Annotated in this window: 25 protein-coding genes; 15 read left to right on the top strand and 10 right to left on the bottom strand. The window is 51.1% G+C overall.

Annotated elements, in window-relative coordinates:
* Window positions 1-150 precede the first annotated feature (150 nt).
* Together CWO84_RS00240 and CWO84_RS00235 are read right to left on the bottom strand one after the other, a co-directional pair.
* Window positions 151-543 carry a hypothetical protein gene (locus CWO84_RS00240; protein ID WP_051670333.1) on the bottom strand — a complete coding sequence of 131 codons (393 nt, stop codon included), beginning with the start codon at window positions 541-543 and terminating at the stop codon, window positions 151-153.
* Between the two features lie 255 nt (window positions 544-798).
* Window positions 799-1857, bottom strand: coding sequence for a hypothetical protein (locus CWO84_RS00235; protein ID WP_101051462.1), 1059 nt, complete (start codon window positions 1855-1857; stop codon window positions 799-801).
* Window positions 1858-2058: 201 nt separating this feature from the next.
* On the opposite strand from CWO84_RS00235, the gene CWO84_RS00230 reads away from it, so the two are divergent.
* Together CWO84_RS00230 and CWO84_RS00225 are read left to right on the top strand one after the other, a co-directional pair.
* Window positions 2059-2793, top strand: coding sequence for a DUF1566 domain-containing protein (locus CWO84_RS00230; RefSeq protein ID WP_165786247.1), 735 nt, complete (start codon window positions 2059-2061; stop codon window positions 2791-2793).
* Between the two features lie 50 nt (window positions 2794-2843).
* Window positions 2844-3668, top strand: coding sequence for an alpha/beta hydrolase (locus CWO84_RS00225; protein ID WP_101051460.1), 825 nt, complete (start codon window positions 2844-2846; stop codon window positions 3666-3668).
* Window positions 3669-3888: 220 nt separating this feature from the next.
* On the opposite strand, the gene pgi is transcribed toward CWO84_RS00225, so the two are convergent.
* A complete protein-coding gene (pgi, locus tag CWO84_RS00220; protein WP_033158521.1) occupies window positions 3889-5526 on the bottom strand; it encodes a glucose-6-phosphate isomerase in 1638 nt (545 codons plus the stop codon).
* Between the two features lie 312 nt (window positions 5527-5838).
* Here pgi and CWO84_RS00215 point away from each other — a divergent pair, with 312 nt between their 5' ends.
* The 4 genes from CWO84_RS00215 to CWO84_RS00200 all read left to right on the top strand — a co-directional run bounded on the left by CWO84_RS00215 (window position 5839) and on the right by CWO84_RS00200 (window position 8709).
* Entirely contained in the window at window positions 5839-6432 is a 594-nt protein-coding gene (locus CWO84_RS00215; protein ID WP_033158520.1) for a hypothetical protein, read from the top strand.
* A 133-nt stretch (window positions 6433-6565) separates the two neighbouring features.
* Window positions 6566-7462: a multicopper oxidase gene (locus CWO84_RS00210; protein ID WP_033158519.1), complete on the top strand. Its 897-nt coding sequence runs from the start codon at window positions 6566-6568 to the stop codon at window positions 7460-7462.
* Between the two features lie 59 nt (window positions 7463-7521).
* Entirely contained in the window at window positions 7522-7944 is a 423-nt protein-coding gene (locus CWO84_RS00205; protein WP_033158518.1) for a YqaA family protein, read from the top strand.
* Window positions 7945-7947: 3 nt separating this feature from the next.
* Window positions 7948-8709 (top strand): hypothetical protein, encoded by a 762-nt coding sequence (locus CWO84_RS00200; RefSeq protein WP_033158517.1) that lies wholly within the window; start codon window positions 7948-7950, stop codon window positions 8707-8709.
* Window positions 8710-8776: 67 nt separating this feature from the next.
* On the opposite strand, the gene CWO84_RS00195 is transcribed toward CWO84_RS00200, so the two are convergent.
* Both CWO84_RS00195 and CWO84_RS00190 read right to left on the bottom strand, forming a co-directional pair.
* Entirely contained in the window at window positions 8777-9322 is a 546-nt protein-coding gene (locus tag CWO84_RS00195) for an MOSC domain-containing protein (protein ID WP_101051459.1), read from the bottom strand.
* Between the two features lie 139 nt (window positions 9323-9461).
* The gene (locus tag CWO84_RS00190; RefSeq protein WP_033158515.1) at window positions 9462-10157 is read right to left on the bottom strand and encodes an HNH endonuclease; all 696 of its coding nucleotides are present in this window, start codon (window positions 10155-10157) and stop codon (window positions 9462-9464) included.
* Window positions 10158-10323: 166 nt separating this feature from the next.
* Between CWO84_RS00190 and CWO84_RS00185 the strand changes: the two genes are divergently transcribed.
* The 5 genes from CWO84_RS00185 (at window position 10324) to CWO84_RS00165 (ending at window position 17547) form a co-directional block, all read left to right on the top strand.
* Complete coding sequence (locus CWO84_RS00185) at window positions 10324-13131, top strand: valine--tRNA ligase (RefSeq protein WP_101051458.1); 2808 nt, start codon at window positions 10324-10326, stop codon at window positions 13129-13131.
* An 8-nt stretch (window positions 13132-13139) separates the two neighbouring features.
* Window positions 13140-14579 carry an HDOD domain-containing protein gene (locus CWO84_RS00180; protein WP_033158513.1) on the top strand — a complete coding sequence of 480 codons (1440 nt, stop codon included), beginning with the start codon at window positions 13140-13142 and terminating at the stop codon, window positions 14577-14579.
* A 3-nt stretch (window positions 14580-14582) separates the two neighbouring features.
* Window positions 14583-15377 carry a response regulator gene (locus tag CWO84_RS00175; protein ID WP_033158512.1) on the top strand — a complete coding sequence of 265 codons (795 nt, stop codon included), beginning with the start codon at window positions 14583-14585 and terminating at the stop codon, window positions 15375-15377.
* A gap of 157 nt (window positions 15378-15534) precedes the next feature.
* Window positions 15535-16074: a PAS domain-containing protein gene (locus tag CWO84_RS00170; protein ID WP_033158511.1), complete on the top strand. Its 540-nt coding sequence runs from the start codon at window positions 15535-15537 to the stop codon at window positions 16072-16074.
* Window positions 16075-16077: 3 nt separating this feature from the next.
* Window positions 16078-17547: a methyl-accepting chemotaxis protein gene (locus CWO84_RS00165; protein WP_033158510.1), complete on the top strand. Its 1470-nt coding sequence runs from the start codon at window positions 16078-16080 to the stop codon at window positions 17545-17547.
* Window positions 17548-17618: 71 nt separating this feature from the next.
* Here the strand turns inward: CWO84_RS00165 and CWO84_RS00160 are convergent, their stop codons facing one another.
* The 4 genes from CWO84_RS00160 to yihA form a co-directional block, all read right to left on the bottom strand.
* Complete coding sequence (locus tag CWO84_RS00160) at window positions 17619-18134, bottom strand: septal ring lytic transglycosylase RlpA family protein (protein ID WP_033158509.1); 516 nt, start codon at window positions 18132-18134, stop codon at window positions 17619-17621.
* 104 nt (window positions 18135-18238) lie between these two features.
* A complete protein-coding gene (locus CWO84_RS00155; protein WP_033158508.1) occupies window positions 18239-18634 on the bottom strand; it encodes a glycine zipper family protein in 396 nt (131 codons plus the stop codon).
* On the bottom strand, window positions 18634-19017 hold the full coding sequence (locus CWO84_RS00150) for a hypothetical protein (RefSeq protein ID WP_033158507.1): 384 nt from the start codon (window positions 19015-19017) through the stop codon (window positions 18634-18636). The genes CWO84_RS00155 and CWO84_RS00150 overlap by 1 nt, the downstream gene beginning before the upstream one ends.
* Before the next feature lie 319 nt (window positions 19018-19336).
* Complete coding sequence (gene yihA, locus CWO84_RS00145; protein WP_033158506.1) at window positions 19337-19957, bottom strand: ribosome biogenesis GTP-binding protein YihA/YsxC; 621 nt, start codon at window positions 19955-19957, stop codon at window positions 19337-19339.
* Between the two features lie 110 nt (window positions 19958-20067).
* Here yihA and CWO84_RS00140 point away from each other — a divergent pair, with 110 nt between their 5' ends.
* The 4 genes from CWO84_RS00140 (at window position 20068) to CWO84_RS00120 (ending at window position 24683) form a co-directional block, all read left to right on the top strand.
* Window positions 20068-20751, top strand: a complete 684-nt coding sequence (locus CWO84_RS00140; protein ID WP_033158505.1) for a c-type cytochrome — start codon at window positions 20068-20070, stop codon at window positions 20749-20751.
* A gap of 350 nt (window positions 20752-21101) precedes the next feature.
* Window positions 21102-21707: a thiol:disulfide interchange protein DsbA/DsbL gene (locus CWO84_RS00130; RefSeq protein WP_033158503.1), complete on the top strand. Its 606-nt coding sequence runs from the start codon at window positions 21102-21104 to the stop codon at window positions 21705-21707.
* A 125-nt stretch (window positions 21708-21832) separates the two neighbouring features.
* The gene (locus CWO84_RS00125) at window positions 21833-23359 is read left to right on the top strand and encodes a GGDEF domain-containing protein (protein ID WP_033158502.1); all 1527 of its coding nucleotides are present in this window, start codon (window positions 21833-21835) and stop codon (window positions 23357-23359) included.
* 13 nt (window positions 23360-23372) lie between these two features.
* On the top strand, window positions 23373-24683 hold the full coding sequence (locus CWO84_RS00120) for a GGDEF domain-containing protein (protein ID WP_033158501.1): 1311 nt from the start codon (window positions 23373-23375) through the stop codon (window positions 24681-24683).
* A 126-nt stretch (window positions 24684-24809) separates the two neighbouring features.
* Here CWO84_RS00120 and CWO84_RS00115 read toward each other — a convergent pair whose 3' ends face one another.
* Window positions 24810-25496, bottom strand: coding sequence for a hypothetical protein (locus tag CWO84_RS00115; RefSeq protein ID WP_033158500.1), 687 nt, complete (start codon window positions 25494-25496; stop codon window positions 24810-24812).
* Window positions 25497-25646: the final 150 nt, after the last annotated feature.

Below are 25646 nucleotides of genomic sequence, written 5' to 3'. Positions count from 1 at the left end.
TATGTTGCCGCCCAGACTTGGCGCGGTTAGTCAGGTTTTCGTGTCCGGATACTCCTTCGTTAACATGCGGTTTTATAACCTTCCACTAGCCATCGGTGCTGCGGCAGAGGAGCACGGAGCGTCGCCTTGAGCTCCGTGTCGAGTATTACTTCAGCATTTGCCCGCCGCCTGCAGCAAAGCGTTGCAACTTGCCTTGTTGGTTTTGCCTACGTCGCTCGATCCTTTGGTGAAATCGGTGCACATGGCGTCCGCTCCGCTTGCCATGCCCCAGGTCGCGAATTTACCAAACCCCGACGGCTCTAAAATCTCACATTTAAAGGTCGCGCCATCGTCAGTTTTAACGGTGTACTGCATGCCGTTATAACCGGCGGGGGCTTCGGTTGCCTGTGAATGGGTGATTTTGAAGTTGCCCATTTCACGGCCAATGGCCATTGATATTTTGCCTTCCGCTTTGTTGCTTCCCTGGGCGGGAGGGTTGCTTGCCGTTGTGGCACAGCCGGAAAGGATCAAGAAGAAAGTTACCGTTACAAATTTTTGCAGCATTTTGATTCTCCAGCGCTCCGATTGATAGAAGCGCTGGGCACAGGAGCGAAAAATATGCCTAACGCAGGTAAGCAAAGGCGCTTTGGTGGCTTCCAGAGGCCAAAGCGCTCAAGATTAACGCGGTGTTATGGGTTGTTTTTTGCAGGCGCAGCCAATTGTCGCGTCTTCAGAATCCCGGCAACCTTGCTACATCCGGGTAACGAGCTGCTTGTCCAAGTGGCAGCTAAGCGTTAGCTCCACAACCGCCATGCGCTTTCAGATTCGAGCCCGCAGGCGCAGCGGAACGAAACCGAGTAAAGCAGAACCAAACAACCAGATGGCGGCGGGTATGGGCACAGCAGCAATCGGATTTAATAGAAAGGCCCGTTGCACGCCATTCGCGGCAATCCCCACCCCAACGATTTGTCCACTATTGTTGACATCGTAAGCAGTCATCAGCGTCCAACCGATATTGGCTGCAATCAGTGTGTTCAAGTCTGTCATGACGCCATTGAGTGTAACGAACGCACGTTTGGATCCACCAAAATTGTCGCCGAAATATCCCACGGCTTGTCCGGCATTATTGATACCGAATGCCTCACTGCTATAGCCGGACAAACCTATATCAACCATGTGGTCATCAAGCGTTGTAATGAAAGCGTGCTTTTCATTGTTGGTGACATAGGATGTGCCGGCCACCTGACCGAGGTCGTTGATGGCATAACCTCTGCTGACACCCCAGGCAAAAGCGCCCAGATCCACCATTTGACCATTACGGGTAATAAAAGCGTGACCTCCATTAGGCGTTTGACTCTCGCCAGTGACCTGACCACTATTGTTGATCGCATTCCCCGCACTCCATTGGCCACCATTCAAGGTTCCCAGATCAGTCAAGCTGCCGTTACCGGCAATAGTGGCTCGTTGATTGCCCTCGGCATTCCACGCACTGCCGACTATTTGCCCGGCGTCATTGATGCCGTAGGCCACACTGGAATAAGGGCTGCCGCTGAAACCCCCGATTATTTGCGTGACACCATTACTGTACACAATCCCGCGCCCGGCAGAATTGCCCACCACCACACCGCTTGAATTAATCCCGGTAGGGTTTGCATATCTGGGTACGGACAGCCAACTCACACTATTGTTTTTGTAAACAAAGCTTTCACCATCCCCCGTAAAACCCAGAACATGCCCGGCATCGCTGATAGCGCGCGCCCCCGAATTGACTAACGGGCTCTCCGGCATGAGATCCACCAACGTATACAAAACACTGGCGTGTGCCGGCAATACCGGCAGCATTAAGCCCAGGGCAAGGCATTTCAGACTGCGTTTCATTGTAAATTCCTCTTGAAATTATCGCTCTAATAGTTGAATTAAAAATACATGTTAACAAAACTTCCTAACGCGCCAACACCCTACTCCGGTAGGGTTCCCTGACTACACGCACCTTCCGATAATGCCCCTTAAGCTCGGTGCCGCTAGGCAGGTTTACGAGTATTTACATGCCTTCGATAACTAACTTTTTGGAAAAAAATGATGAAACATAAAGCTATATGCGCCGGGTTATCCGCGCTTTGCACGCTAGCGACCGGTAGCGCCGAAGCCCAGTTGTTCGACCGCGGCGGCGGCCTGATCTACGATAGCGCGCAAAACGTCACCTGGCTGGCGGACGCCAATTACGCCAAAACCAGCGGCTTCGACGCCGAAGGCAAGATGAGCTGGCAAAACGCCGTGGTCTGGGTGGACGGTCTCAGCTACTCGGACAGTGTGCGCGGCACCACCTACAGCGATTGGCGCTTGCCGACCTTCAACGACCTGGGAGTGCCCGGTTGCGACTATGGATACAGCGGTAGCGATTGCGGATTCAACGTCTCCACGGCCAGTTCGGAGCTCGCGCATCTCTATTACGGCGACTTCGGTAACAAAGGCTCCCTCAATTCGCGTGGCGGGCCGCAGTCCGGCTACGGCATCGTCGACGATCCGGCAACTGCCGACGACGAAAGTCTGTTTAGTCATATTCAATCCTTTGGTTATTGGCTAGGCACCAGTTACGGTGGCGACGCCAGCAAAGCCTGGTACCTGAGCACCGCAACCGGCATGCAAAACTACATCAGCAAAGGCACCAATTATTACGTCTGGGCGGTGCGCGACGGCGATGTCGCGGCGGTACCGCTGCCCGGCGCCGCTTGGCTGTTCGGCGCGGGGCTGGCCGGTTTGCTGGCTCGCGGCAAGCGCCGGCAAAATCATTGCTTCCGGCAATTGACGCAGTAACCATCGAGAAACACACCCAGCGCTAATTCAACTGACAGAGGACGCGGCCGATGAAATTTAGACCATCCATAACGGTCAGTTTTCTGCTATGGCTAAGCGGCTGCTCCGCCACCATCCCCGCCATAACAACGGCAGAAGTCGCCGGCCGCCAGGTGGAATTTGCGCTTAGCAAACACCAGACTGTACCGGTCATCTTCGAAAACGGACTGGGCGGGACTTTAGAAGGGTGGGCAGAAATTTATCCCAAGATAGCGCGCGATAACACGGCCTTGGTTTACAACCGCGCCGGCTACGGGAATAGCGAAGAGGCTGCCACTGCGAGGGACGGCCGGCATATCGTCGAAGAGTTGCGCGGATTGCTTGTCAACCAAGGCCTAACGCCGCCTTATGTGCTGGTGGGGCATTCGCTGGGCGGGTTGTATATGCAATGGTATGCCCGGCATCATCCAGATGAAGTGGCGGCCTTGATTCTGGTTGATTCCACTCATCCTGCTCAACTCAAAGGCGCCGGGGCAATCGAAAACTGGCCGCTCTGGGTGCGCTGGCTGTTCGATTTGATGACATCGGCAACTGCCGAGCAAGAGCTGGCCGCCCTGGACCTGACCGGTGACGAAGTATTGGCCGCCCCGCCCTATAGCGGCGGACCGATCATAGTGCTGAGCGCTGCGCAACCTCTGGAGGATACCTCTGCGCTGGCGCTCGACGCCAATCAAAAACGCAAGGATATTGCGCGGCTATACCCGGGGTCAATTCAACGCTGGGTAGATAGCGGTCACGTCATTCCGCTGGAGAAGCCGGAGTCCGTCATTTCCGTAATCCACGAAGTCTTGTTGAGCACACAGCCGAATGACACCAAGCCCAATGCGATACCCTAAGCGGGATTATGCTCAGTAGTCACTCAGCATAGCTTTTGTTTTTTGAATCAATTTGTGCGCCTGTGAGGGGCGCGAACCGGAAGGTTAACCAGACAAAGCATGCTTGAATGGGTTAAGACACCTGAAGGCTGCGAAAATATGCTGCAACCTTCAGGTTTAGAAAACGGCTTGCCTACCAAACACAGAATGCTCGTTTTCTAAAACAGCCTATTGTCTAAGCTTATTTACGCAGGCGCTTATAAGCGTTGATCAAGCCGTTGGTGGAGCTGTCGTGGTCTGTGACCATCTCGTCGTTTTTCAGCTGCGGCAGAATCGCCCGCGCTAACACTTTTCCCAATTCCACACCCATTTGATCAAAGGAATTGATATTCCAGATCACGCCTTGTACGAAGATTTTGTGTTCGTAAAACGCGATTAAGGTACCCAAGGTTCTGGGGGTCAGCTTTTTGAATAAAAACGAGTTGGACGGTTTGTTGCCTTCGAAGATTTTGGAGGCAATCAGGGCGTCATCCAGATTGGGTTCATGGCTTAAATCCTCCCTAACCTCCGCCTCGGTTTTACCGCGCATCAGCGCTTCGGCTTGGGCCAGAAAGTTGGAAATCAGAATATCGTGGTGGTCGGGTAAGTCGTATTGGCTTTGCGCGGCCGCCAAGAAATCGCCGGGAATCAGCTTGGTGCCCTGATGGATCAATTGGAAAAAGGCATGCTGACCATTTGTACCGGGTTGGCCCCAGATAATCGGACCGGTGTTGTAATCGACTTTTTCACCGTTGATGGTAGCGCTTTTGCCGTTACTTTCCATGTCGCCCTGCTGGAAATAATCGGCAAAATATTTCAAGGACTGCGCGTACGGCAGAATCGCGTAGGTTTCCGCTTCGAAGAAGTTGTTGTACCAGATGCCCAGCAAGCCCATGATGACCGGGATGTTTTTTTCGAATGGCGCACTGCGGAAATGTTCGTCGGCGATATGCGCGCCCATCAGCAATTCTTCGAAATTGTCCATGCCTATGTATAGGGCAATGGACATGCCGATCACGGACCACAGGGAATAACGGCCACCGACCCAATCCCAAAACTCGAACATGTTCTCCGGGTCTATGCCGAACTCCTTAACCTTTTCGACATTAGTCGAGATCGCCACGAAATGTTTGGAAATATTGGCCGGGTCAACCGCCGCTTTTAAAAACCAGTTACGCGCCGACCGGGCGTTGGTCATCGTTTCCTGAGTCGTAAATGTTTTTGACGAGATCAAAAATAAGGTAGTCTCGGGGTTGAGCGGTTTCAGAGTTTCCACGATGTCGGTTTGATCAACATTCGAAACGAAGTGGGCTTTCAAACCGTCTTTACCGTAAGGCGCCAATGCAGTATCGACCATTTTGGGCCCCAAATCGGAACCGCCGATGCCGATGTTGACGATGTCGGTAATAGTCTTGCCGGTGTAGCCGGTCCAGGCGCCGGAACGGACTTGTTCCGTAAATACCCGCATTTTCGCCAACACTTTATTAATTTCCGGCATCACGTCCTTACCGCGAAACAATACCGGCTTGTTGCTGCGATTACGCAAAGCGGTATGCAAGACAGCGCGTTTTTCCGTGGTATTAATAATGGAACCGGAAAACATGGCTTCGGTCTTGGAGGAAAGCTCCGCGCGGCTTGCCAATTCAATCAACAAAGGCAAAGTTTCTTCGGTAATTAGATTTTTAGAGAAATCGAACAGCAAATCGCCAAATGTCACGGAAAACTTGTCGAAGCGTTGCGGATCTTTATCGAACGCATCCTTCATGCAAAATTTGCCGGCAATCTCGCGGTGATGTTGCTTAACGGCATTCCATTCGGCAGAGTTTATTAATTTGGACATATTGTTGTTATTTAATTAACCGGATAGGGGGATATTTCAGTAGACCTGAACAGGCAGAGGCAATTTAAAGGGATGATTCATAACCCCATTATAAGGATTGTCTTTGATTGCTGACAAAAAAAATTACAGCTTGAATCGATCATCTCAACTACGGCACGATAGCCTTTCTTTGGCTAGGGCGATGTGCTAGAGTTAAGCGCTGTTTTGATCGAAATCAGGCAGTTACGTTCGCCAATGATTTAAACATGTTCATGTATAACCACATGAAAAATAATAAAAACTACAGCATTTATTAACACGGGAAGGGTATTTATGAGAAGCTCTCGCATATTAAGAAACGGTTTACTGGGCTTGTTGGGCCTGATTTTTTCATCAACAGTATTGGCACACGGTGGCGCCGCGGGTACTGATACTGACCAATGTAAGTTCGAACTGGAAAAAGATCACTGGATCCATTACACCGCCTACCAGCCAAACGCATACCCGGCTGAAGAGTTCTGCGGCAATATTCCCGATATCAACACATTGACTCAATTGGTCTTCGACTATCAAGACCAACGCTATCGCGGCATGGCTATCGAATTTGAAGTGACCAAAGAGCCTGAAGGCAAACGGGTTTTCTTCCAAGCAGCCGAAAAACATAAATCAGGCACCGTCATTCTGAACCTGCCACAAGGCGTGCCAGAAGCCGGCAAACATTTGATTCACATCACGCTACTGCAAGATAATGGCGAAAGATTGGATGCACACATGAGCTTTAAAGCCGGTGCGGGTCAACCGACCAGCAAAGGTAGTTATGCCTTGTATGCATTGGTGTTGTTCGCTGGCTTGTACGTCCTTTATCTGTCTAACGCCGGTTTCAAACGCAAAGTTGACGGCATAATTGGTAAAGCGAAAGAAATCTAAGAATTACGCCGCAAGAACCGTTATTCCGCCGATGCTGCGCGGCGGAATAACGTCATTTCCGGCAGCCTTGTCAATCAGAACTATCGCGGCATAATCCACGCTATACACAAAGCCCCTTTGAGGTAATGCAATAATGTTCAAATTCGTATCACTTGCCACACTGGTCTGCGCCTTATCTGTGACTGCTGCGTCCGCAAAAGAAATGCAGGATCACAATCAGATGATGAACCACGGCGACGGTCATTTGATGGATATGGATGGCGGCATGGTTATGGGCCAGAACACCGACACCTTGCCCGGCGGCTGCGACAAAATTGCCGCAACCAAGGAAATTACCGTGCATGCCGGGCACAAATATTCCGAGAAATTCCCCGGCACCATGTTTGCGTTCGATCAGCAGGAGTTTCAATTCGAACCTTGCACCAAACTGACTGTACATTTCGTCAATGAAGATGAAATCCGTCATCAATGGATGATGCACGGATTACCCAAATATTTGTACCCCAAAGGTATGTTCCATTTGGAAGTCAGCGGTCCCGGCAAAGTATCCGGCACGCTAATCCTACCGCCGGGCGACAAAACCTACTTAGTGCATTGCGACATCGCGCAGCACATGGAAAAAGGTATGAAAGCCCAATTGAAGGTCGGCAAAGGCAGCGAGGACTTGCCCAGCATTCCTGGGGTAACCGCGGCGATTTTCCCAGATGATTACAGCGGCAGACCCTACGATCCTAAACTCGACGCGCCAGCCCCCAGCACACCCGTGGCAGCCCCAGTAGTGGCAGCGGCACCTGTGCCTGTTGCCGCAGTCGATGATTCGATTGTTTCCGGCACCACCGTAGTCGGTTTGGCTATCGGTTTTATTGCCGCACCTTGGCTGGCAAAACGCTTTAAAGGCATGAGCGCCGGCGAAATTGTTGCTACCGTACTGGAGCAAGTCGCTCACGCTGTTGGCTATGTCATGCAACTGATCGGCAAGCTGATCAAAATGGTATCCGGCAAAAACGTCATCGCCTTACCGGACAAATAAAGACTAAGTAAAAAGCCCCTGAAACAGCTGTTTCAGGGGCTTTTTTATGGGCTAAACAAATGCAGTTAGAATCGCTCGGCCCTCTGGGATTATTTATCAGTGCTTTCATTTCGTCCACCGTCGCACCCGGCGGTTCGGAAGCGGTACTGGCCTACCTGGTTAACAGCCAACAACATTCCGTCAGCCAGTTGGTGGCTATCGCCAGCATCGGCAACACCTTGGGCGCCATGACCACCTGGTGGTTGGGCCTGTGGGCCGCCAAAAAATATCCCGCCGAAGCTTTAGCCAAGCAACATCAAAAATCGCTAAATACCGTGCGCCGCTGGGGCAGTTGGGCCTTGCTGTTTTCCTGGCTACCGCTGGTCGGGGACGGCCTGTGTTTTGCCGGCGGCTGGCTACGCCTTTCCATCCTATCCTCGCTGTTGGCGATTTTTTTAGGTAAAGTGTTGCGTTATATCGCCGTTGCCTACGCCTTTGTCTAAGCCATGAGTTTCTTTTCCTTACCGCACTTCCCCGCCGTCAATACAGTCGCTGAGCACAATAAACGCGATTATCAGATTGCCGCGTTTACCTTTGTCACCACCACCATCTGTTTGACGATGGACGGCTTCGCGCCGCAATTCATGCAATACGTTCTGGCGTTTTTCGGCTGGCTGTTTTTGATAGCCTGGCTGCGCGGCGAATGCAAGTATGTGCGCACCCAGGTGGCGGTGGCGGTAACCTTTGCGGTGATCGGCGAATACTTCGCATCCGTGTACATGAAAGGCTATATCTACCGCTTCGGCAATGTTCCGGCTTACGTACCCGCCGGTCACGGACTAGTGTATCTCACCGCCGTCGCACTGGGTCGCTCCGGACTATTTCAGCAACACGCACGCCGCATTGCCGTTTTGGTTGTGACGGCTTGCGGCACCTGGGTGGCGTGGGGGCTGAGCGGCCTCGGACGATTGGACATCATCGGCGCGGTGCTGTTTGTGGTGTTCTTGGGCTACTTGTTCAAAGGCCGCTCGCCGATGGTTTATCTGGGTGCGTTCTTCATCACCTCCTGGCTGGAAATCGTCGGCACCAGCGCCGGGACTTGGGCTTGGGCCGAGATTGATCCCGCCTCGCACCTGCCGCAAGGCAACCCGCCTAGCGGTGTAGCGGCTTGGTATTGCTTAGTCGATGCGGTGGCTATTGCCGGGGCGGGGCCGGTATTGCAAGCCTTCACCAAAACAGCTTTGGTGTTGCAGCGGCAAAGGGCGTGACCGTTGCCGGCTGAGTCGAGCGAAACAATACCCCGCAAAACGCCTTCAATGCTGGGTTTCGCGCTGCTCAACCCAGCCTACAGTATTCCACATGCCGGATCGCGTCCAAGCGCACCCGGTGACCTACTCGAATCGCGCCACCCGCCAAAATTCGCGCCGTCATCCCACCATGTCCGCGTAGCGCGTTATAACTCCCCATCCCCAATTCGGCAGCCATTTTCGAGCACGGATCGCAAGGCCCGGTGACTTGAATAATCACTTCATCCCCAATCGCCCATTCCAACACCAAATCTGGAAACGGCGAGCGCATACCGATAAGGTTGAGTCCCGAAACCACGAGATTGCGCCGTAACCGACTCGGTTCCAATTCCCCGAGTCCACACCAATTGGCGACAATAGGTAAATGCTCGGCCTGGAACAAAGTCAGTTCGCGTTTTGACGATTGTCTGCCGGAACGAGCGGCATTTGCCCGCCGGTCGCCCAGTAGTCCCCGACCCGGCTCCGCGCGGGCCTCATCAACAACAACCGCCGGCTCATTGCGCGCCGGACGCAAAATGATCGCTTCGATCCGGCCTTCCGAAGCGTATTGTTGAGTTAGGTCGTGGAGAGTCATGGTTAGGTGGCGATGTGGTAGGTGCGACTAGTGAAGCGTAATCGCACGAATTCGAAACATTTCATTCCCCCGATTTCGCTTCGCTTATCGGGGCTACGAGTTCTGAGTTAATCCGAGTTATGAATATTTGAGTGATTGGTTAATTGTTAAAGGCATTTCCCTTGCCGAGATTACATTGCTTACACTTGCTTTCAAGATTGTCATCGGTTGTCTCACCGCCTTTTGACCACGGCAAAATGTGATCAACATGCAATTCAACACCTGGCTGCGTAATGGGGCTTACACCACAAGCTTTGCAACGAAAACCATCCCTGACTAAGATTCGGAATCTTTGGCGATCAGATATTTCCCGGCGAGTACGGCGCTTTGCTTTGTGTGGCTGCATGGCTATGTCCGCTGTAATTTGCTCTTCTACAATCTTATGAGGCTGATCTATGGCGTCTGAGTTGACCCATTCAACAAACCTCCCAAGAGCCTTCAACCATGAACCGAATCGTTTTTCATAGGTTCCAGCTGAGAACGTAGAGCTAGGCGCTTTTACCTCGCCATATCTTGGTTGACGTCCAAGGTTTATCCATAACGTCTTAATGTTTTCGAAAAGTTCATCATCGGAAATTCCTATTTTTGATCTGCTAGGTTCGAGCCCAGCCAACTTCAATGCTTTAGGCCATGAGCCGAACCTCCTTTGAATTGTGCTTGGGTGAGCTTTTCCGACTTCTGCGTATTCGGCCATTGTGATAGTTTCTCGGCAGAGAGCTTTTGCGCTGCGACGTAAATCGTCCAACAATTCTTCGTCGGCAGAGCCTCTAAGACTTACTTCTAATTCAAACTTCATGCCGCCTCATCTTGCCCAACATACAATTACATGGTTCCGTATATTTCGCCAGCCTATGTGAAATAGGCTTCCCTTCTTTTAGCTTTCCACCCAAACCCCTACCCCCCAACCGTTTTACGGTTAAAATATCATATTAGTTTTCACCACAAGCTCATCCAACAAAAACATGGAAAAAACCTATTCCCCGCACGCAATCGAACAACGCTGGTATCAACTTTGGGAAGATAGCGGCTACTTCGCCGCCAAACAAGAGGGCGAGTCGTATTGCATTATGATTCCGCCGCCCAACGTTACCGGCAGCTTGCACATGGGGCATGCGTTTCAAGACACCATCATGGATGCGCTTACCCGTTATCACCGGATGAAAGGTTACAACACGCTGTGGCAACCGGGCACCGATCATGCCGGTATCGCCACGCAAATGGTGGTGGAACGCATCATCAACGCCGACGGTAAAACCCGCCACGATTTGGGCCGCGAGGCGTTTATCGAGAAAGTCTGGGAATGGAAAGAAGAATCCGGCGGCACCATCACCCGCCAGCTACGCCGTATGGGTTCGTCGCTGGATTGGGAAAAAGAACGCTTCACCATGGACGACGGCATGTCCGATGCGGTGCAGGAAGTGTTCATCAAATTGTACGAAGAAGGCCTGATTTATCGCGGCAAACGTCTGGTGAACTGGGATCCGGTGCTGCACACCGCTGTTTCCGACCTGGAAGTGCTGTCGGAAGAAGAAAACGGCTCGATGTGGTATATGCGCTACCCCTTGACCAACGGCACCGGTTATTTGCTGGTAGCGACAACCCGTCCGGAAACCCTGCTCGGCGACGCGGCCGTGGCGATTCATCCCGACGACGAGCGTTACAAACATCTGCTCGGCGAATTCGTCGAATTGCCGTTAACCGGCCGCCGCATTCCCATTATTGCCGACGAGTATGTCGATCCGGAATTCGGTACCGGCTGCGTGAAAATCACGCCGGCCCACGATTTCAACGACTACGAAGTCTGGTCGCGACACAAACAAATATCCGCCATCGCCGACCTACCGCATGGCGGCTTGATCAACATCTTTACCGTCGATGCGGCGATACGCGGCAACGATGATGGCTTTACCATTATTCCTGACGCCTATATTGGCCTGGACCGCTTCGAAGCGCGCAAGAAAATCGTTGCCGATTTGGACGCACAAGGCCTACTGGAAAAAATCGCCGACCATAAATTGATGGTGCCGCGCGGCGACCGTACCGGCGCGGTGATCGAACCGTTATTGACCAATCAGTGGTACGTAAAAATCGCCCCGCTGGCCAAGCCAGCCATCGAAGCCGTCGAAACCGGGGCGATTAAATTCGTGCCGGACAATTGGAAAAACACTTATTTTGAATGGATGCGCAACATCCAGGACTGGTGTATCTCCCGGCAAATCTGGTGGGGTCACCGTATCCCGGCCTGGTACGACGACCAGGGCAACACCTACGTCGGCCATAATGAAGCCGAAATCCGCGCCACGCATGGCTTGGCCGCCGATTATCCGCTCAAGCAAGACGAAGACGTGCTGGATACCTGGTTTTCGTCGGCGCTGTGGCCGTTCTCTACGCTCGGCTGGCCGGAACAAACCCCGGAACTGGCGAAACATTATCCCACCAGCGTACTGGTCACTGGCTTCGACATCATCTTCTTCTGGGTCGCCCGAATGATCATGATGGGCCTGAAATTTCAGGGTGAAGTGCCGTTCAAGGAAGTGTATATCCACGGCCTGGTGCGCGACGCCGAAGGCCAGAAAATGTCCAAATCCAAGGGCAACGTGTTGGACCCTATCGACATCATCGACGGCATTGATTTGGAAGCCTTGGTAGCCAAACGGGTGTCCGGCATGATGCAGCCGCATCTGGCCAAAAAAATCGAGCAAGCCACCCGCAAGCAATTCCCGGACGGCATTCAATCGTTTGGTACAGACGCGCTGCGCTTTACCTTTGCTTCGTTGGCATCCACCGGGCGCGACATCCGTTTTGATTTGCAACGCACCGAAGGCTACCGCAACTTCTGCAATAAATTGTGGAACGCGGCCCGTTACGTGTTGATGAATACCGAAGATCAAGATAACGGCATCGATTGCGCCGAGTGCACCTATAGCCATGCCGACTTGTGGATTCTGTCGCGTTTGAATCGCACTATCGGGACGACCACAGACGCCATCAACAGCTACCGCTTCGACTTGGCCGCGCAAGCCATTTACGAATTCACCTGGAACGAATACTGCGATTGGTATCTGGAACTGGCAAAAATCTCGCTGCAAAGCGACGACGAAACCTTGCAACGCGGCACGCGCCAAACTTTATTAAAAGTACTGGAAACCGTGTTGCGTTTGGCGCATCCCATCATGCCCTTCATCACCGAGGAAATCTGGCAGCAGGTTGGGCCTCTAGCTGGGGTGACTGCCGCAACCATCATGCTGCAGCCCTACCCAGAAAGTGATGGCGCCGCCATCAACACCGACGCGGAAACCAAAATCCAATGGACGATGGACTTCATCCTTGGCATCCGCCGCATTCGTGGCGAGATGAATATCGCCCCCGGTAAGCCGCTGAATGTGTTACTGCAAAACGGCAGCGACACCGATCAAGCTTATTTGAAAGACAGCGAAAGTTATCTGCTGAAACTGGGCCGCCTGGAAAGTATTACTTGGCTGGCGGCGAACGACGACGCGCCGGAATCGGCGATTGCGCTGGTCGGCGACATGAAAATCCTGATCCCGATGGCCGGCTTGATCGATAAAGACGCCGAATTGGCCCGGCTGGAAAAGGAAATTCAGCGCATCGAAAAAGAACTGCCGCGCATCGAAGGCAAATTGAGCAATGCCGCCTTCGTCGACAAAGCTCCGCCGGAAGTCATCGACAAAGAGCGCGAGAAACTGGCCGGTTTACAATCATCATTGACGAATCTGAAGGAACAGTACGCCAAGATCAAAGCCCTGTAGTGTAAGCCATGAATCCGGCTCCCCCACAAAAGCCACCGCAAACTCTGGACGAATGGACAGAGCTGCTGCGCGTGCAGGAAATGCCGATTTTCTCCAACACCGCGCATAATATCTACGCGGCGTTGGACGACAGGCACAAGGGGGCCATCGAGCTGGCGACGGTAATTCTGCAAGACCCCAACCTCACCGCCAAGCTGCTTAAGGTGGGCAGCAGCCCTTACTACAATCCATCGAAACAAAAGATGAGCACCGTATCGCGCGCCATCGTGGTATTGGGCGCGGAGGTGATCAGAGAGCTGACGCTGGCTTGCTCGTTTTTCGAAGCGATGCTGTCGTCCACCAACAAGGACAGGGCTAATCGAGAAATTGCGTTAGCCTTGCATGCCGCCGTGCAGGCCAAGGATTTGGCGCTCAGCATGGGAGATACCTCGCCCGAGGAAGTGTTTGTCGCGGCGCTACTGCACAATATCGGCCACATTGCCTTCTGGTGCTCCGGCAATCCGCAATCCAAAAAAGTCCATGAGCAAATCGAAAAAAGCGGGCTGAACAATCGCGAAGCCGAGAAAAAGGTGCTGGGCTTTACCTTGCAGGACTTAGGCAAAAAACTCAGCAAATCCTGGAGCCTGGGCGGCCTGATAGAAGACGCCATCGCCAAGCCGGATTCCGCGGAAAAACGGGTGCAAATGGTGCAACTAGGGCATCAGATTTGCTTGGCTCTAAAAGCCGGCCGCGACTCCGATGCCATGCGGACTTGTCTGCAGAAAGTCGCGGCATTCACCGGCCTGCCAACGGAAACCCTGAAAACAAAGATCGACAAAAACACCTCGGAAGCCGTACATATCGCCCGCCAGTTTGGCGCCAACGATGCCTCCAAATTCATCAGCACCGAAGCCATCATCGCCAAATTCGAAGACGCTGAAGAGGAAAAGGCCGACAAGAAACAGCTGCAATTTCAAATTTTGCAAGACATCAGTAGCCACATCAGCGGGCAAATCGATCTAAACGGCCTGTTTGAAATGGTACTGGAAGGCATACATCGCGGCGTGGAAATGGACAGAACTTTGTTCATGCTGCTCAGTCCGGATAAGCAGACGCTAAACGAAAAATTTTCCTTAGGCTGGCATAAAATCGGGCTTGACCAAAAAATTCGCATTTACAATTCCGAAGCCTCCGCGAACTTACTGTTTCACGCCTTGCAACAGCAAGAAGGCGTCTGGCTGTTTCCCCAGCAGCATCGCGAGCTTTACACGCCGCAAATCCGCCAGCATATCGGCGAATACGAGTGCTTTGTTTTCCCGGTTTATGCGGAGAAAAAGACCGTGGGCCTCATTTATTGCGACCATTCTATTCATGGACTACCCTTAACGCGCGAGGACTTCACCGCAGCCAAGCACTTTGCCAAACAAGCGCATATCGGCTTAACCCTATACTGCATGAAAAACCACTAATCCATGACAGACTATCAGCTTGCCAATCTTCAGGTTTTTCTCGTCGAACCGTCACATACTCAGCAGCAAATCATCTCCCATTTTTTACATGCTTGCGACATCAACGACATTACCTGCCTAAATACCGGCGCGGAGTTGTTCGAGCGTTTACAGCACTCCCGGCCCGATCTGATTATCAGCTCGATGTATTTGCCCGACATGACCGGCGTGGAGTTGGTAACCTCGCTTCGCAAACACGACGAATCCTACGAAATGGCCTTTTTGCTGATTTCCAGCGAGACCAATATCAAATATCTGGAACCGATCCGCCAGGCCGGCGCCATCGCCATATTACCCAAGCCGTTTACCCGTCAGGCCCTGGAAACCGCCCTGCATTCCACGCTGGAATATGTTCGTCCGGAAAAACTTAACCTCACCCATCTGGACATAGAGGACCTGAGCGTGCTGCTGGTAGACGACAGCGAATTCTCGTTGAAATACTTGACCCGGGTTTTCGAAAATATTGGCGTTGGGCAAATTGTGACCGCTCATGACGGCAAACAAGGGCTGCAAATGTTCAATCAGCAGTATTTCGATCTGGTAGTCACCGACTACAACATGCCGCAGATGGATGGCCTACAACTGGTCGATCACATTCGCAACCATTCCGAACGCGGCTCGGTACCTATTTTGATGGTCACCAGCGAGCAAAATGAAAGCCGCCTGGCGGCCATCGAAAAATCCGAAGTCTCCGCCATACTAGACAAGCCCTTCGAAGCCACTTCAATCAAGCGCCTTCTGATTAATTTGCTCAATTGAGCTAATCTTGTGTGGCGAGCGAATACCCCACAATATGCACGGCTATGAGAATCCCGGATCGAACCAATGTCCGATGCGGCCACGATCAAGCTCATCCGGTTTTCGCGCAAAATATGCCAGGACTGACCACCAATAGCCCCAAATTAAGGTACGGAATATGAAGCCGACTATCACGCCTAACAATAACGAAAAAAAACTCGCGGACGATGATTTTATCGTTTCCAAGACCGACACCTCTGGGCGGATCACTTACGCTAATCGCATTTTTATGGAAATCGCCGGCTATCCGGAACACCAATTGCTGGGCATACAACACAACATCATCAGACACCCGGATATGCCGCGCGGCGTGTTTAGATTTATGTGGAATACATTAAAAGCCGGTGATGAGTTTTTCGGGTTTGCCAAAAATCTATGCCGGGATGGCGGATATTATTGGGTATTTGCCAACATTACGCCGGATTATGACAAGGACGGTAAATTGCAGGGTTACTATTCGGTGCGCCGTAATCCGCCCCGTAACGCACTGGGGGTCATCATACCGATTTATCAGGAAATGTTGGCCATCGAGAAACGCCATTCAGTCAAAGATGCCCCGGATAAATCGCTGGAATACCTATTTGACGTGGTTCAGCAATCCGGCGCTAAAAATTACAACAGCCTGGTGCTAAGCCTTTACAAGCCCAACGGAGTGTAAGCCATGAATTCAAATGCCAATATTCCGTTTTTAAGAACCAAGCTGAATTATGCGGTGGCAGCCGTTATATTTTTTACTGTTGCGGCATTCGTCTACACGCTTATAACGCATGGCTTTTCCTGGCTCATGCTTGGCTTGCTGCTGCCGTTGCCGGTGATAGCTCTGGATGCCTGGCACGCCGGCAAACAATGCCTGCTGGTATTAGAGCGTATAGAAGAAGTGCTGAGACACACAAATCAAGGCCAACTCTATCATCGCGTCACCAAAACGCGAGGCATGGGCGAAGTCGGCAAAATAGCCTGGGAGCTCAATGAGACCTTGGACATCATGGAGTCTTACTTCAAAGAAATGAACTCCTGTTTCCAGCACGCAGCCGAAGGCAATTATGACCGTTATGCCTTGGTTGACGGCTTTCCGGGCATACTGAAAAAGTCGGCGAAGAATATGAACGACGCCATCAAATTAATGGATGAAAACGACAAATTGACGATCAAGCGGCGTTTATCGGCCGGTCTGCATGCGCTCAACACCAACAATCTGCTCAACAATCTGAAAGGTAATCAGAGCGACTTGCTCAATATCACCGAGCAAATGCAGAAAGTAGAAAATATTGCTGTGGAAACGGGTGAAAACGCCAACGCCAGCCTATCGGCAGTGGAAACCATCAGCAACTCCCTGTCCGACATCAATGCCAATGTACATTCGGTGTCGGATGTGATCGGTGCGCTGATTAACGACAGCAAAAAAATTACTGAATCCTTATCGATGATTACCGGAATTGCCGATCAAACCAACCTGCTGGCCTTAAACGCCTCCATAGAAGCGGCACGCGCCGGCGAGCATGGACGGGGCTTCGCGGTAGTCGCGGACGAAGTCAAAAATCTCTCCGAGCATACCAAGAACGCCGCTTTGGAAGTCTCCAGAACATTAAAATCGTTTAATAAACGGGTCGAACAAATGCAAATCGAGGCAGAAAGTTCGTCATCGCTGTCGCAAGAGATACTGGCTCAGGTCAACTCGTTCCGCCAGCAGTTTTCCAATCTCTCGCAGTCGGCAAAAATTTCGGTCGATTACATTTCTTATGCAAAAGACAAATCCTTCGGCGTCCTGGCCAAACTGGATCATGTGGTTTACAAACAAAACGGCTATGTGGCGATAGAAACCTTCAGCGAGTGTCCGCATCACCAAGCCATCATGGTAGACAACCATAATTGCCGGTTAGGAAAGTGGTATTACGAAGGACTGGGCTATGAAAAATTCCGCTCGACCAGCGCTTACGCCAAATTGAATCAGCCGCATGCCGAGGTGCATAGGACGACGCAAAAGGCTTATGAAGTCTCTCGATCCAAATGGGTGGATGATCCAGGCATGCTTGATGAGATCATTCGGCAAATGCAACTGGCCGAGGCCGCCAGCGCCGAGGTGATGCAGTATATCGACGCGATGGTGGAAGAAAGGCATAAAAACATATAGTCCACCGCTTTACAGAATCGCCATAGCGCAAGTCGCTTCGGTGCAAAGCGCAGCAACATGCACTGAGCTGCCTAACTTCCCAAATATTCCACCGTCACTTCCGCTAATCCGTGCATACCGATCTGTTCCGCCGCGCCCTGGGACAGATCGATAAGTCGATTAGCCTTGAATGGCCCCCTGTCGTTGATTACCACATCCACAAAACGGCCGTTACGCAGATTGGTAACCCGAACTTTAGAGGGAATCGGCAGCGTTTTATGCGCCGCCGTCATGCCGCGCGGATCGAAGCGGTCGCCGTTGGCAGTAAAGTTACCGGATTCTGCGCCATACCAGGAAGCCAATCCCTGTGCTTTGTACCCTAGCGCGCTCTGCAGCGGGGAATAAGTTTTACCTTTGACTTTATAAGATTTGGTGTAAGTGGTCTTAGTCGTACCGGTCAGCACGGCTTGATCGTCAGTGCGTTGCAACGTCGGCACACTGGAACAGGCACTAAGTAGACTAATAAACATCAGCGGCATAACTGTATGCCATCGCCGCACGTTGAGGCTAAATCGGCTTGAAAAACCCGATACCGTGTTTAAGAACATAACTGTTTCTCCGCGTGGAAGACTGCTTAAACAAGCAGTCTTCAATGGATAGAGTTGAAAAATTCAGACGAGATTGCCGAGCCGGTTTATCCTGACGGAATTGCTCAGTTAACTACTCGATGGCCGCGTTGGCGTAAGCAGTTGTTGTAGGCGTTTTTATAGCGGTCTTCGGATTGAATACCTTGTTTGGACGCACCACCGATACCGCCGGCAGCTGCACCGATAGCCGCGCCTTTTCCAGGGCTGCCGAGCACTGCGCCCAAAGCGGCGCCGCCGGCCGCGCCAATCAGGCCGCCAACGCCGGCGCCTATCGCGGCTTCCTTCGCAGTACCTCCGGACGCTTGCGATGCCAATTGCTGGCACTCATGCATATCCTGATTCAAGCGGTAAGAATTTGGGTTATTGTAAGCATCGACGGTTGGCGTCCAGCCGGTTTGCGAAGCGCAAGCCGATACCAAAAGACAAGCGACAGTAACTGAACAGACTGTTAGCTTCGTCATTATCTATTCATCCCATTGCCAATCCACGAACCGGCCGCAGCACCAATACCGGCCGCCAATGGGTCACCGCGACCCATTTCATAACCCATCGCACTACCGACCAAACCACCGACCAGACCTTGCGGAGAACGCTGGTCGTAACCGCCATATCTAACTGGCGGGGGTGGCGGCGGCGCGTAATAGCGCTGTTGCATGGGCACATATTCCACTACTCGCTCGGGCACATACACCCGCTCCACAGGGTAAGCAGGGTAATACTCGCGTCCATAACCGTGACCGTGATGGTGGTGCCGATGATGGCGATGCTCGCCCCAATCGTCATCGGCCAAAGCCGCTGAAGAAAACAACAAACCGATCAACATGATTTTTGTCACTCTGAACATATATGACTCCTTGTTGGGAAATTATTCAGTTGCGGCAAATTCTAGGGAGACTGGCTTAAAACAGAATTAAGGGCAGATTATGATCGGATTAAGAATCTCGCCGCGCCGATTAGCCCGTTAAGCAACGAAATCAGCAATTATCTGGGCATATCCTTGACCGACATTGACAGCCCTGATTCGTCATTAAACAGAACGGGCGATAACTGCATTCGCGGTGGGTTGTAAAATACTTCGCGTTGTTTTTGGACCGTTTCAACTTACGTTTGAAGTTGAAAGTCTACCGAACGTACCTTTGGGTTTCTCGTCAGAACAGCGAAGCCTACTCCTCCGACACCACCATCTTCCTGAACCCAAACCACTCATCCAAAACCTGGTGCACATCGTCAATGCCGACTTTGTTCAATGCGGAAAACAATTGCAAAGTCACCACAATATCAGCCTGACTCAAATCCCGTTGCACCTGCAATAACGTAGTCTTGGCCGCGCCGAATTTCAGCTTGTCGGATTTAGTCAACAGAATGTGCAAGGGCAGTTTGCGATGTTCGCACCATTCAACCATTTGCCAATCGAAATCGGTGAGCGGGTGACGAATGTCCATGACCTGGACGATGCCGCACAGGGCTTGGCGGTCGTGTAAGTAGCTTTCCATCATCTGCCGCCAATCTTTTTTGATGGCCTCCGGCACTTTGGCGTAGCCATAACCGGGCAGGTCGACCAGTTTGCGTTGGGCGTCTATTTCAAAAAAATTCAGCAATTGGGTACGGCCCGGGGTTTTACTGACGCGGGCCAAGGCATTTTGTTGCACCAGCGTATTGATTGCACTGGATTTACCGGCGTTGGAGCGGCCGGCGAAAGCGATTTCCATGCCTTGGTCGGGCGGCGCGTCCTTCAGTTTGGGAGCGCTGTTGATGAACTTGGCTTGGTGGTAGATGGGATTCATCACAGTCTCGCTTAGTGTTTATAAATCGGTTAGAATCCGGGCATTATAACGTCCGGCGGCTGCCATCAGCTTGCTTAATGTCGATCAACCTTCCTGAGCAGGGGCCCATAATGATAAAAAAATTGCTGACTGTTTCCATCTCTTTGTTGTTGGCAACTGCTGCCGGCCATGTAAACGCGCAAGGTAATGCCAGCGCCAGCGCCGGAAAAACCAAAGCCGCCAGTTGCGCGGGCTGCCACGGCGAAGACGGTAACAGCACGATGCCGGCGTTTCCAAAATTGGCAGGCCAGCACCAAACTTATTTGGTCAAACAGTTACAAGCCTTCAAGAGTGGCGCACGCTTGGCCCCGATGATGGCGCCATTGGCGGCGGGCCTTGACGAGCAAACAATTCAAGAGCTTGCCAGTTATTATGCCGGCAACAAAATTTCCACCAATCCGGCGCCCAAACTGCCGGCGAATGATGACGACGATGCGCCCGCAAAAACCCCTGAGCAAGAAAAAGCCGCACTGGATGCCTTAATTACGCAAGGTAGCGACTTATACCGTAACGGCAATATCAGTCGCGAAGTGTCGGCATGCGTGGCATGCCACGGCCCTTATGCTGAAGGCAATAAACCGGCCTCATTCCCGTCCCTGCATTCGCAGCACGCCGATTATCTGATTAAAAGTCTGACTGATTTCAAAACCGGTGCCCGCAGCAACAACCGGGAGAACATGATGCACATGATCGCCACCAAAATGACTGACGAGGATATTAAAGCGGTTGCTTATTACATCTCCACGATGAAATAAGCCTTCGTTATCCGGCGGAGTTGCTGCTCTGCCGGATTTGATCCAGTCCTTGATTCACAAGGATTAAATTCTCTTCCTCGTTCTTGTCGCAACCTGCCTTCCTCGTTCTGAAAGCTCTCTTCCTGAAGGCCGGCGCGGAAGCGTTGCCTTGAAAACTGGATAAGGTCAGCTCCACAACAGATTGAGTTAGATTACAGAACCGCGCTTGCTTGAATGTTACGGAGTGAGGGCTGACGAGGTGCGGACCAGTCATTGACTGGGCGAATACGTTCGATTTTTTGTCAAATTGTTTACGCATCTGCGTGTAAACATGGTTTTTTATCGGGAATACATTATTACGGAGAACGTTGATGTTAAAAATAATCGCATTGTTGGGACTGTTGGGCTTTTCTTCGCTGGTAAATGCAGAAGGCGGTTACGAAGCCATAACGCCGGCACAGCCGGTACAAAATCCGGACAAGATCGAAGTGATCGAGTTTTTTTGGTACGGCTGCCCGCATTGCTATAGCCTGGAGCCGTCTATGGTGGAATGGCTGAAAACCAAACCCGCCAATGTTGAGTTTATCCGTCAGCCGGCGGTATTCAGCGATCTGTGGGGCAAGCATGCCAAGGCCTATTTTACGGCCGAAGCTTTAGGCATTTTGGATAAAGTCCACGCCGATCTGTTCGATGCGATTCAGAACAAGAAGCAAAAATTAGTCAGCGAAGACGAACTGGCTAAGTTTTTTGCAGATCATGGCGTTAAGGACGAGGATTTTCGCAGTGCTTTTAACTCATTTTTGGTCGATGCCAAGCTGCGTCAAGCCGAATCTACCGGTCCTCGTTACGGTATCAGTGGCGTACCTGCGCTGATTGTCAACGGCAAATACAAAGTCACCGCTCAATCGGCCAAATCTCAAGCCAACATGTTGACCGTAGTCAACCAATTGATCGCACAAGAGAGCCAGAAAAAATAAACACCCCACTAATGAATTGCCGCACAAGGACGTGAGGGGCGAATGCTGATTGTAGGATATTCTTCACAAATTCAACGATAGTCTATAATCAAGCGACTAAGAATTTAAGAATTAGGGCACGTTTCATGGTTTTTTTTAAAAACAAGGATGAGGGGCCGGACAGATGGAAGGAAAAATACCTCAAGCTGTTGGACGACCAGGAACACACTGAAAAACAATACAAAGCCAACGAAGAGTTGTTATGCAAAACCATCGTCCGTTTTGCGCTGGCCGTAAAAGGCCTGAATCGGCAACTTGATCCTCACTTAAACCGTATTCGCAATTTATTAAAAAGCGGCCTGCAAAGTCAGCAATTGCAGAAAGAGCTATCGGCTTTTTCTAATGCGCTGATAATGCTGGAAGAATCGCCTGAGCCTTCGCTCATGGACGCTTCATTGCTGTTCGAGTTTCTTGGCAAACAATATCCCCAACACTCGGATCAGCTTGATGAGATTCGCGAAAAATACGAAAACCGCCTGTTCAGTAACAATCAGGCCTTTTATCTGGCATTGTTGGAGCTTATAGAGGGCAACAAGCCGCTTGCCAACATGGACTTGGCTTTGGAGCTAACCGGAGCGGATGCTAAAGCCATCAATATTCAACTGGTTCGTCTGTTGGACAATGCGGAAATTCCGTTGGTTTTTGCCGAAGACGCCGAAAAGATCAAAAACCGGCTGCATGCCGATCAAGCCTTAGGGCCTATTTTTGACGATACGGTTGCATTGCTGTTGGCAATAAAAAAACATTTGGAATCCGAACAGCAGGAGATGGCGGCATTTTTGTCGAAATTGACCGAGCAATTAACCGAGTTAGGTGTAAAAGCGACCGGCGTTAACGCCGCCAACGAAATAAGGGTTAAAAAGCGCAATCTGCTGGATCAAGCGGTATCCGAGCAAATTATGGAGCTACGCGAAAAGTCTGAGAACGCGACGCAGCTTGAGCCGCTGAAGCAAATTGTCAGCAGTCGATTAACCACTATCACGCAACAGATCCAAGCACACAATCTCCAGGAACAGCAGGAACGCGATAAAACCCAACGGGACATGCAGATCCTGTCGCAAAGGTTGCGGGAAATGGAGTCCGAGTCCTCTGAGTTGCGCTCGAAACTGGATCTGGCCCAACATCGCGCGACCCGCGATCCGTTGACTAATCTGCCCAATCGGTTGGCGTTCGAGGATCGATTGGCAGATGAGATGGCGCGTTGCCGACGGCATAAATCGCCGATGACACTAATGGTTTGGGACGTGGATCTGTTTAAGAGCATCAACGACACTTACGGCCATAAAAGCGGGGATAAGGCCCTGATTGTGATAGCCGAATTATTACTCAAACACTGCCGGGAAACCGATTTCGTGGCGCGTTTCGGCGGCGAGGAGTTTGTGATGATATTACCCGGCGCTGATGCCAAATCCGCCTTGGTGATCGCGGAAAAGCTTCGAAAAACCCTGGAAAACAGTAGCTTCAATGCCAATGGCAACAAAGTGTCGATCACCTTATCCTGCGGAATGAGCCAATTTATCGATGGCGACACTAACGAATCGATTTTCAATCGAGCCGACTCAGGTTTGTACCGCGCCAAACAAACCGGCCGTAACCGCTGCGTTGTCGTGTAACCAAGTCTGATTCATGGCAACTGCTAACCCTTATTCCGCGCCACTCGATAACGAAAAGTTTTTATACAAGCTCGTTATTCAGCTGCTGATTTTTTGCCAAGGCAGCCACAAGTTGTTGGAGCCCCATCTTCTGGCAATAGGTGCAAAATTGCGCAGCGGCGCGAATGCGCAGGAACTACTGCCTGAGTTGCAAGCGGTTTCTAAAACTTTGTTACACATTTCCAAGCAAGCCAAGCAGAATGTGAGCGTCGGGGAAGACGATGCTACTGAGTCACAACACAACTATTTGCTGGAGCGTTTGGATGAACTGCTTGGCGAAACTGAGGTGCCTTTACGTTTTCAGCAGCAGACGTCGCTATTAAAGCAACGGGTCAGAGCTAATCTCAGCGAGGATTCGTATAAGAAAGTCATCGACTCAGCGATTACATTGTTGCTGAACATCAAGGATTACAGCGCCTCCGAGCAGAAAGGTATCGATGTATTTCTCGGCGATTTAAGCGAGAGACTGGACGAGCTCGGCCAAGACGTAGAAACCGCCGGGCAAGCTAATCGCGCGTTGATTGATGATCGCGAGATTATGAACACCGAAATTCACAGGCAAGTCGGTAATCTAAAGGACTCGACACAGGCGGCTGAAGAACTCGATTTGCTGAAGAACCAGACAGCCGAGCATCTTGATCGTTTGCTGGAGCGGTTACTTGAGCATAAACAAATAGAGGATGAAAGGCAGCGGGATGCGCAAGAAAAAATTGACTCAATGACGCAAAAATTACAGGAGCTGGAAACTGAGACCGAGACCCTGCGCGTTAAACTTAAAATAGAGCACGACAAAGCCCTAAGCGATTCCTTGACCGGATTACCGAATCGTCTGGCATATAACAATCGTGCGGAAATGGAATTGAAACGTTGGAAGCGTTATAAAGCGCCGCTAGCGCTGATCATTTGGGATATTGATTTTTTCAAGCAAATCAATGACACCTACGGCCACAAGTCCGGCGATAAAACCCTGGCTTTGGTGGCTCAGCTATTGTTGAACAACTGCCGGGAAACGGACTTCGTTGCCCGTTACGGCGGCGAGGAATTTGTCATGCTGATGCCCAACACTAGTGCACTTCAGGCGCTGGAAATGGCGGAAAACACCCGCAAGATGATTAAAAGCTGCGGATTTAATTCTAACGGCGAAAATATCAATCTAACTCTGAGCTGCGGTATCAGTGAGTTTATAGACGGCGACATGCATGACGATGTGTTCGTGCGAGCCGATCAGGCGCTCTATCAGTCCAAACAAGGTGGGCGCAATCGCTGTACGGTGTTCGAACGATAATCTTTACGAGTCCCCACTTTTTTGGCGGCTCTTTTAGAACACTTACTATCTAGCGCAAAAAGTTAGTCTTTTAGCATCGCCTCTACAAACGCACTCCCCACAACGGAGCAATCTGTTCGCTTACTCTCAGCCAAATAAAAATGGATAGCTAACCGATCTGAACGGTGTATTGGCTGTCAGGCAACGGTCGAATATGCCTATTGCCTCATCGCAGGAGATGATTTCCTGCTGACTGTCCAGGATATAGTGGGCTAAATTAAGGATACATTTCCAGTGGCGGCGATTGTCGATAAAGCGAAAAGCCTGAAGCAACAATTCCTGCATTTTCTCTTCCCGCTGACTTTTTGACGCGATGAAGTGATCCAGGTAACTGAGCGCCTTTTCCAGATCGCTGCAGCCGCCGTAGTTATGTAAGGCATTGAAACTTATTAGATTGATATTAAAAACTTCGTCATCGCGAATGGACACGTATTTGGCTTCCGCCAAAGGCCCAACCAATAAGTTGACAACATCCGCTTCGTAAGCGCGTTGACAGGCGTGCTGCTGATTATCGTCGGATAAGTCGTTAAAGCTTTCCACGACAGCAATCGGCAAGTTTTGGATTAAGTTACCGTCTACGACTTTCGCAAAAAAATCGTCGTAAGCGTTAACGGGCCGTTTGACATGTATTTCAAAAAATACCGGAGGTAATTGTTTTTGGCGATTGCCAAGATGGATAGCCGCGGCATGACCGGCTTCATGAAAAGCTGTGCGCCAATTGAGTTCGTTAGGGTGCACGAAAGTTGACGTAGTTGAATAGTAGTTTCGTTCCATAGACAGCAACCTCATCCAGAAAAAAGATGCGGCCCAAGGGCCGCATTGAGGAAGGATATTAAAACTCTTTACCCTTTAGGAGAGGGAGCGCATACATAAGAGTTGCATACAGTTTAATGCTGGAAGCGCGTTTTGAAAATGTGACAAATT

Origin of the sequence: Methylomonas sp. Kb3 (genome assembly GCF_002834115.1) — a bacterium.
GTDB lineage: Bacteria > Pseudomonadota > Gammaproteobacteria > Methylococcales > Methylomonadaceae > Methylomonas > Methylomonas defluvii.
This window is presented reverse-complemented; position numbering and strand designations above follow the sequence as displayed.

What these genes read in the sequence shown, in the direction of transcription:
- CWO84_RS00240 (WP_051670333.1), bottom strand. Translation starts at nt 543, where the DNA reads ATGCTGCAAAAATTTGTAACGGTAACTTTCTTCTTGATCCTTTCCGGC.
- CWO84_RS00165 (WP_033158510.1), top strand. Translation starts at nt 16,078, where the DNA reads ATGAATTCAAATGCCAATATTCCGTTTTTAAGAACCAAGCTGAATTAT.
- pgi (WP_033158521.1), bottom strand. Translation starts at nt 5,526, where the DNA reads ATGTCCAAATTAATAAACTCTGCCGAATGGAATGCCGTTAAGCAACAT.
- CWO84_RS00185 (WP_101051458.1), top strand. Translation starts at nt 10,324, where the DNA reads ATGGAAAAAACCTATTCCCCGCACGCAATCGAACAACGCTGGTATCAA.
- CWO84_RS00115 (WP_033158500.1), bottom strand. Translation starts at nt 25,496, where the DNA reads ATGGAACGAAACTACTATTCAACTACGTCAACTTTCGTGCACCCTAAC.
- CWO84_RS00225 (WP_101051460.1), top strand. Translation starts at nt 2,844, where the DNA reads ATGAAATTTAGACCATCCATAACGGTCAGTTTTCTGCTATGGCTAAGC.
- CWO84_RS00125 (WP_033158502.1), top strand. Translation starts at nt 21,833, where the DNA reads ATGGTTTTTTTTAAAAACAAGGATGAGGGGCCGGACAGATGGAAGGAA.
- yihA (WP_033158506.1), bottom strand. Translation starts at nt 19,957, where the DNA reads ATGAATCCCATCTACCACCAAGCCAAGTTCATCAACAGCGCTCCCAAA.
- CWO84_RS00120 (WP_033158501.1), top strand. Translation starts at nt 23,373, where the DNA reads ATGGCAACTGCTAACCCTTATTCCGCGCCACTCGATAACGAAAAGTTT.
- CWO84_RS00130 (WP_033158503.1), top strand. Translation starts at nt 21,102, where the DNA reads ATGTTAAAAATAATCGCATTGTTGGGACTGTTGGGCTTTTCTTCGCTG.
- CWO84_RS00195 (WP_101051459.1), bottom strand. Translation starts at nt 9,322, where the DNA reads ATGACTCTCCACGACCTAACTCAACAATACGCTTCGGAAGGCCGGATC.
- CWO84_RS00180 (WP_033158513.1), top strand. Translation starts at nt 13,140, where the DNA reads ATGAATCCGGCTCCCCCACAAAAGCCACCGCAAACTCTGGACGAATGG.
- CWO84_RS00140 (WP_033158505.1), top strand. Translation starts at nt 20,068, where the DNA reads ATGATAAAAAAATTGCTGACTGTTTCCATCTCTTTGTTGTTGGCAACT.
- CWO84_RS00230 (WP_165786247.1), top strand. Translation starts at nt 2,059, where the DNA reads ATGAAACATAAAGCTATATGCGCCGGGTTATCCGCGCTTTGCACGCTA.
- CWO84_RS00200 (WP_033158517.1), top strand. Translation starts at nt 7,948, where the DNA reads ATGAGTTTCTTTTCCTTACCGCACTTCCCCGCCGTCAATACAGTCGCT.
- CWO84_RS00160 (WP_033158509.1), bottom strand. Translation starts at nt 18,134, where the DNA reads ATGTTCTTAAACACGGTATCGGGTTTTTCAAGCCGATTTAGCCTCAAC.
- CWO84_RS00155 (WP_033158508.1), bottom strand. Translation starts at nt 18,634, where the DNA reads ATGACGAAGCTAACAGTCTGTTCAGTTACTGTCGCTTGTCTTTTGGTA.
- CWO84_RS00215 (WP_033158520.1), top strand. Translation starts at nt 5,839, where the DNA reads ATGAGAAGCTCTCGCATATTAAGAAACGGTTTACTGGGCTTGTTGGGC.
- CWO84_RS00175 (WP_033158512.1), top strand. Translation starts at nt 14,583, where the DNA reads ATGACAGACTATCAGCTTGCCAATCTTCAGGTTTTTCTCGTCGAACCG.
- CWO84_RS00205 (WP_033158518.1), top strand. Translation starts at nt 7,522, where the DNA reads ATGCAGTTAGAATCGCTCGGCCCTCTGGGATTATTTATCAGTGCTTTC.
- CWO84_RS00190 (WP_033158515.1), bottom strand. Translation starts at nt 10,157, where the DNA reads ATGAAGTTTGAATTAGAAGTAAGTCTTAGAGGCTCTGCCGACGAAGAA.
- CWO84_RS00210 (WP_033158519.1), top strand. Translation starts at nt 6,566, where the DNA reads ATGTTCAAATTCGTATCACTTGCCACACTGGTCTGCGCCTTATCTGTG.
- CWO84_RS00150 (WP_033158507.1), bottom strand. Translation starts at nt 19,017, where the DNA reads ATGTTCAGAGTGACAAAAATCATGTTGATCGGTTTGTTGTTTTCTTCA.
- CWO84_RS00235 (WP_101051462.1), bottom strand. Translation starts at nt 1,857, where the DNA reads ATGAAACGCAGTCTGAAATGCCTTGCCCTGGGCTTAATGCTGCCGGTA.
- CWO84_RS00170 (WP_033158511.1), top strand. Translation starts at nt 15,535, where the DNA reads ATGAAGCCGACTATCACGCCTAACAATAACGAAAAAAAACTCGCGGAC.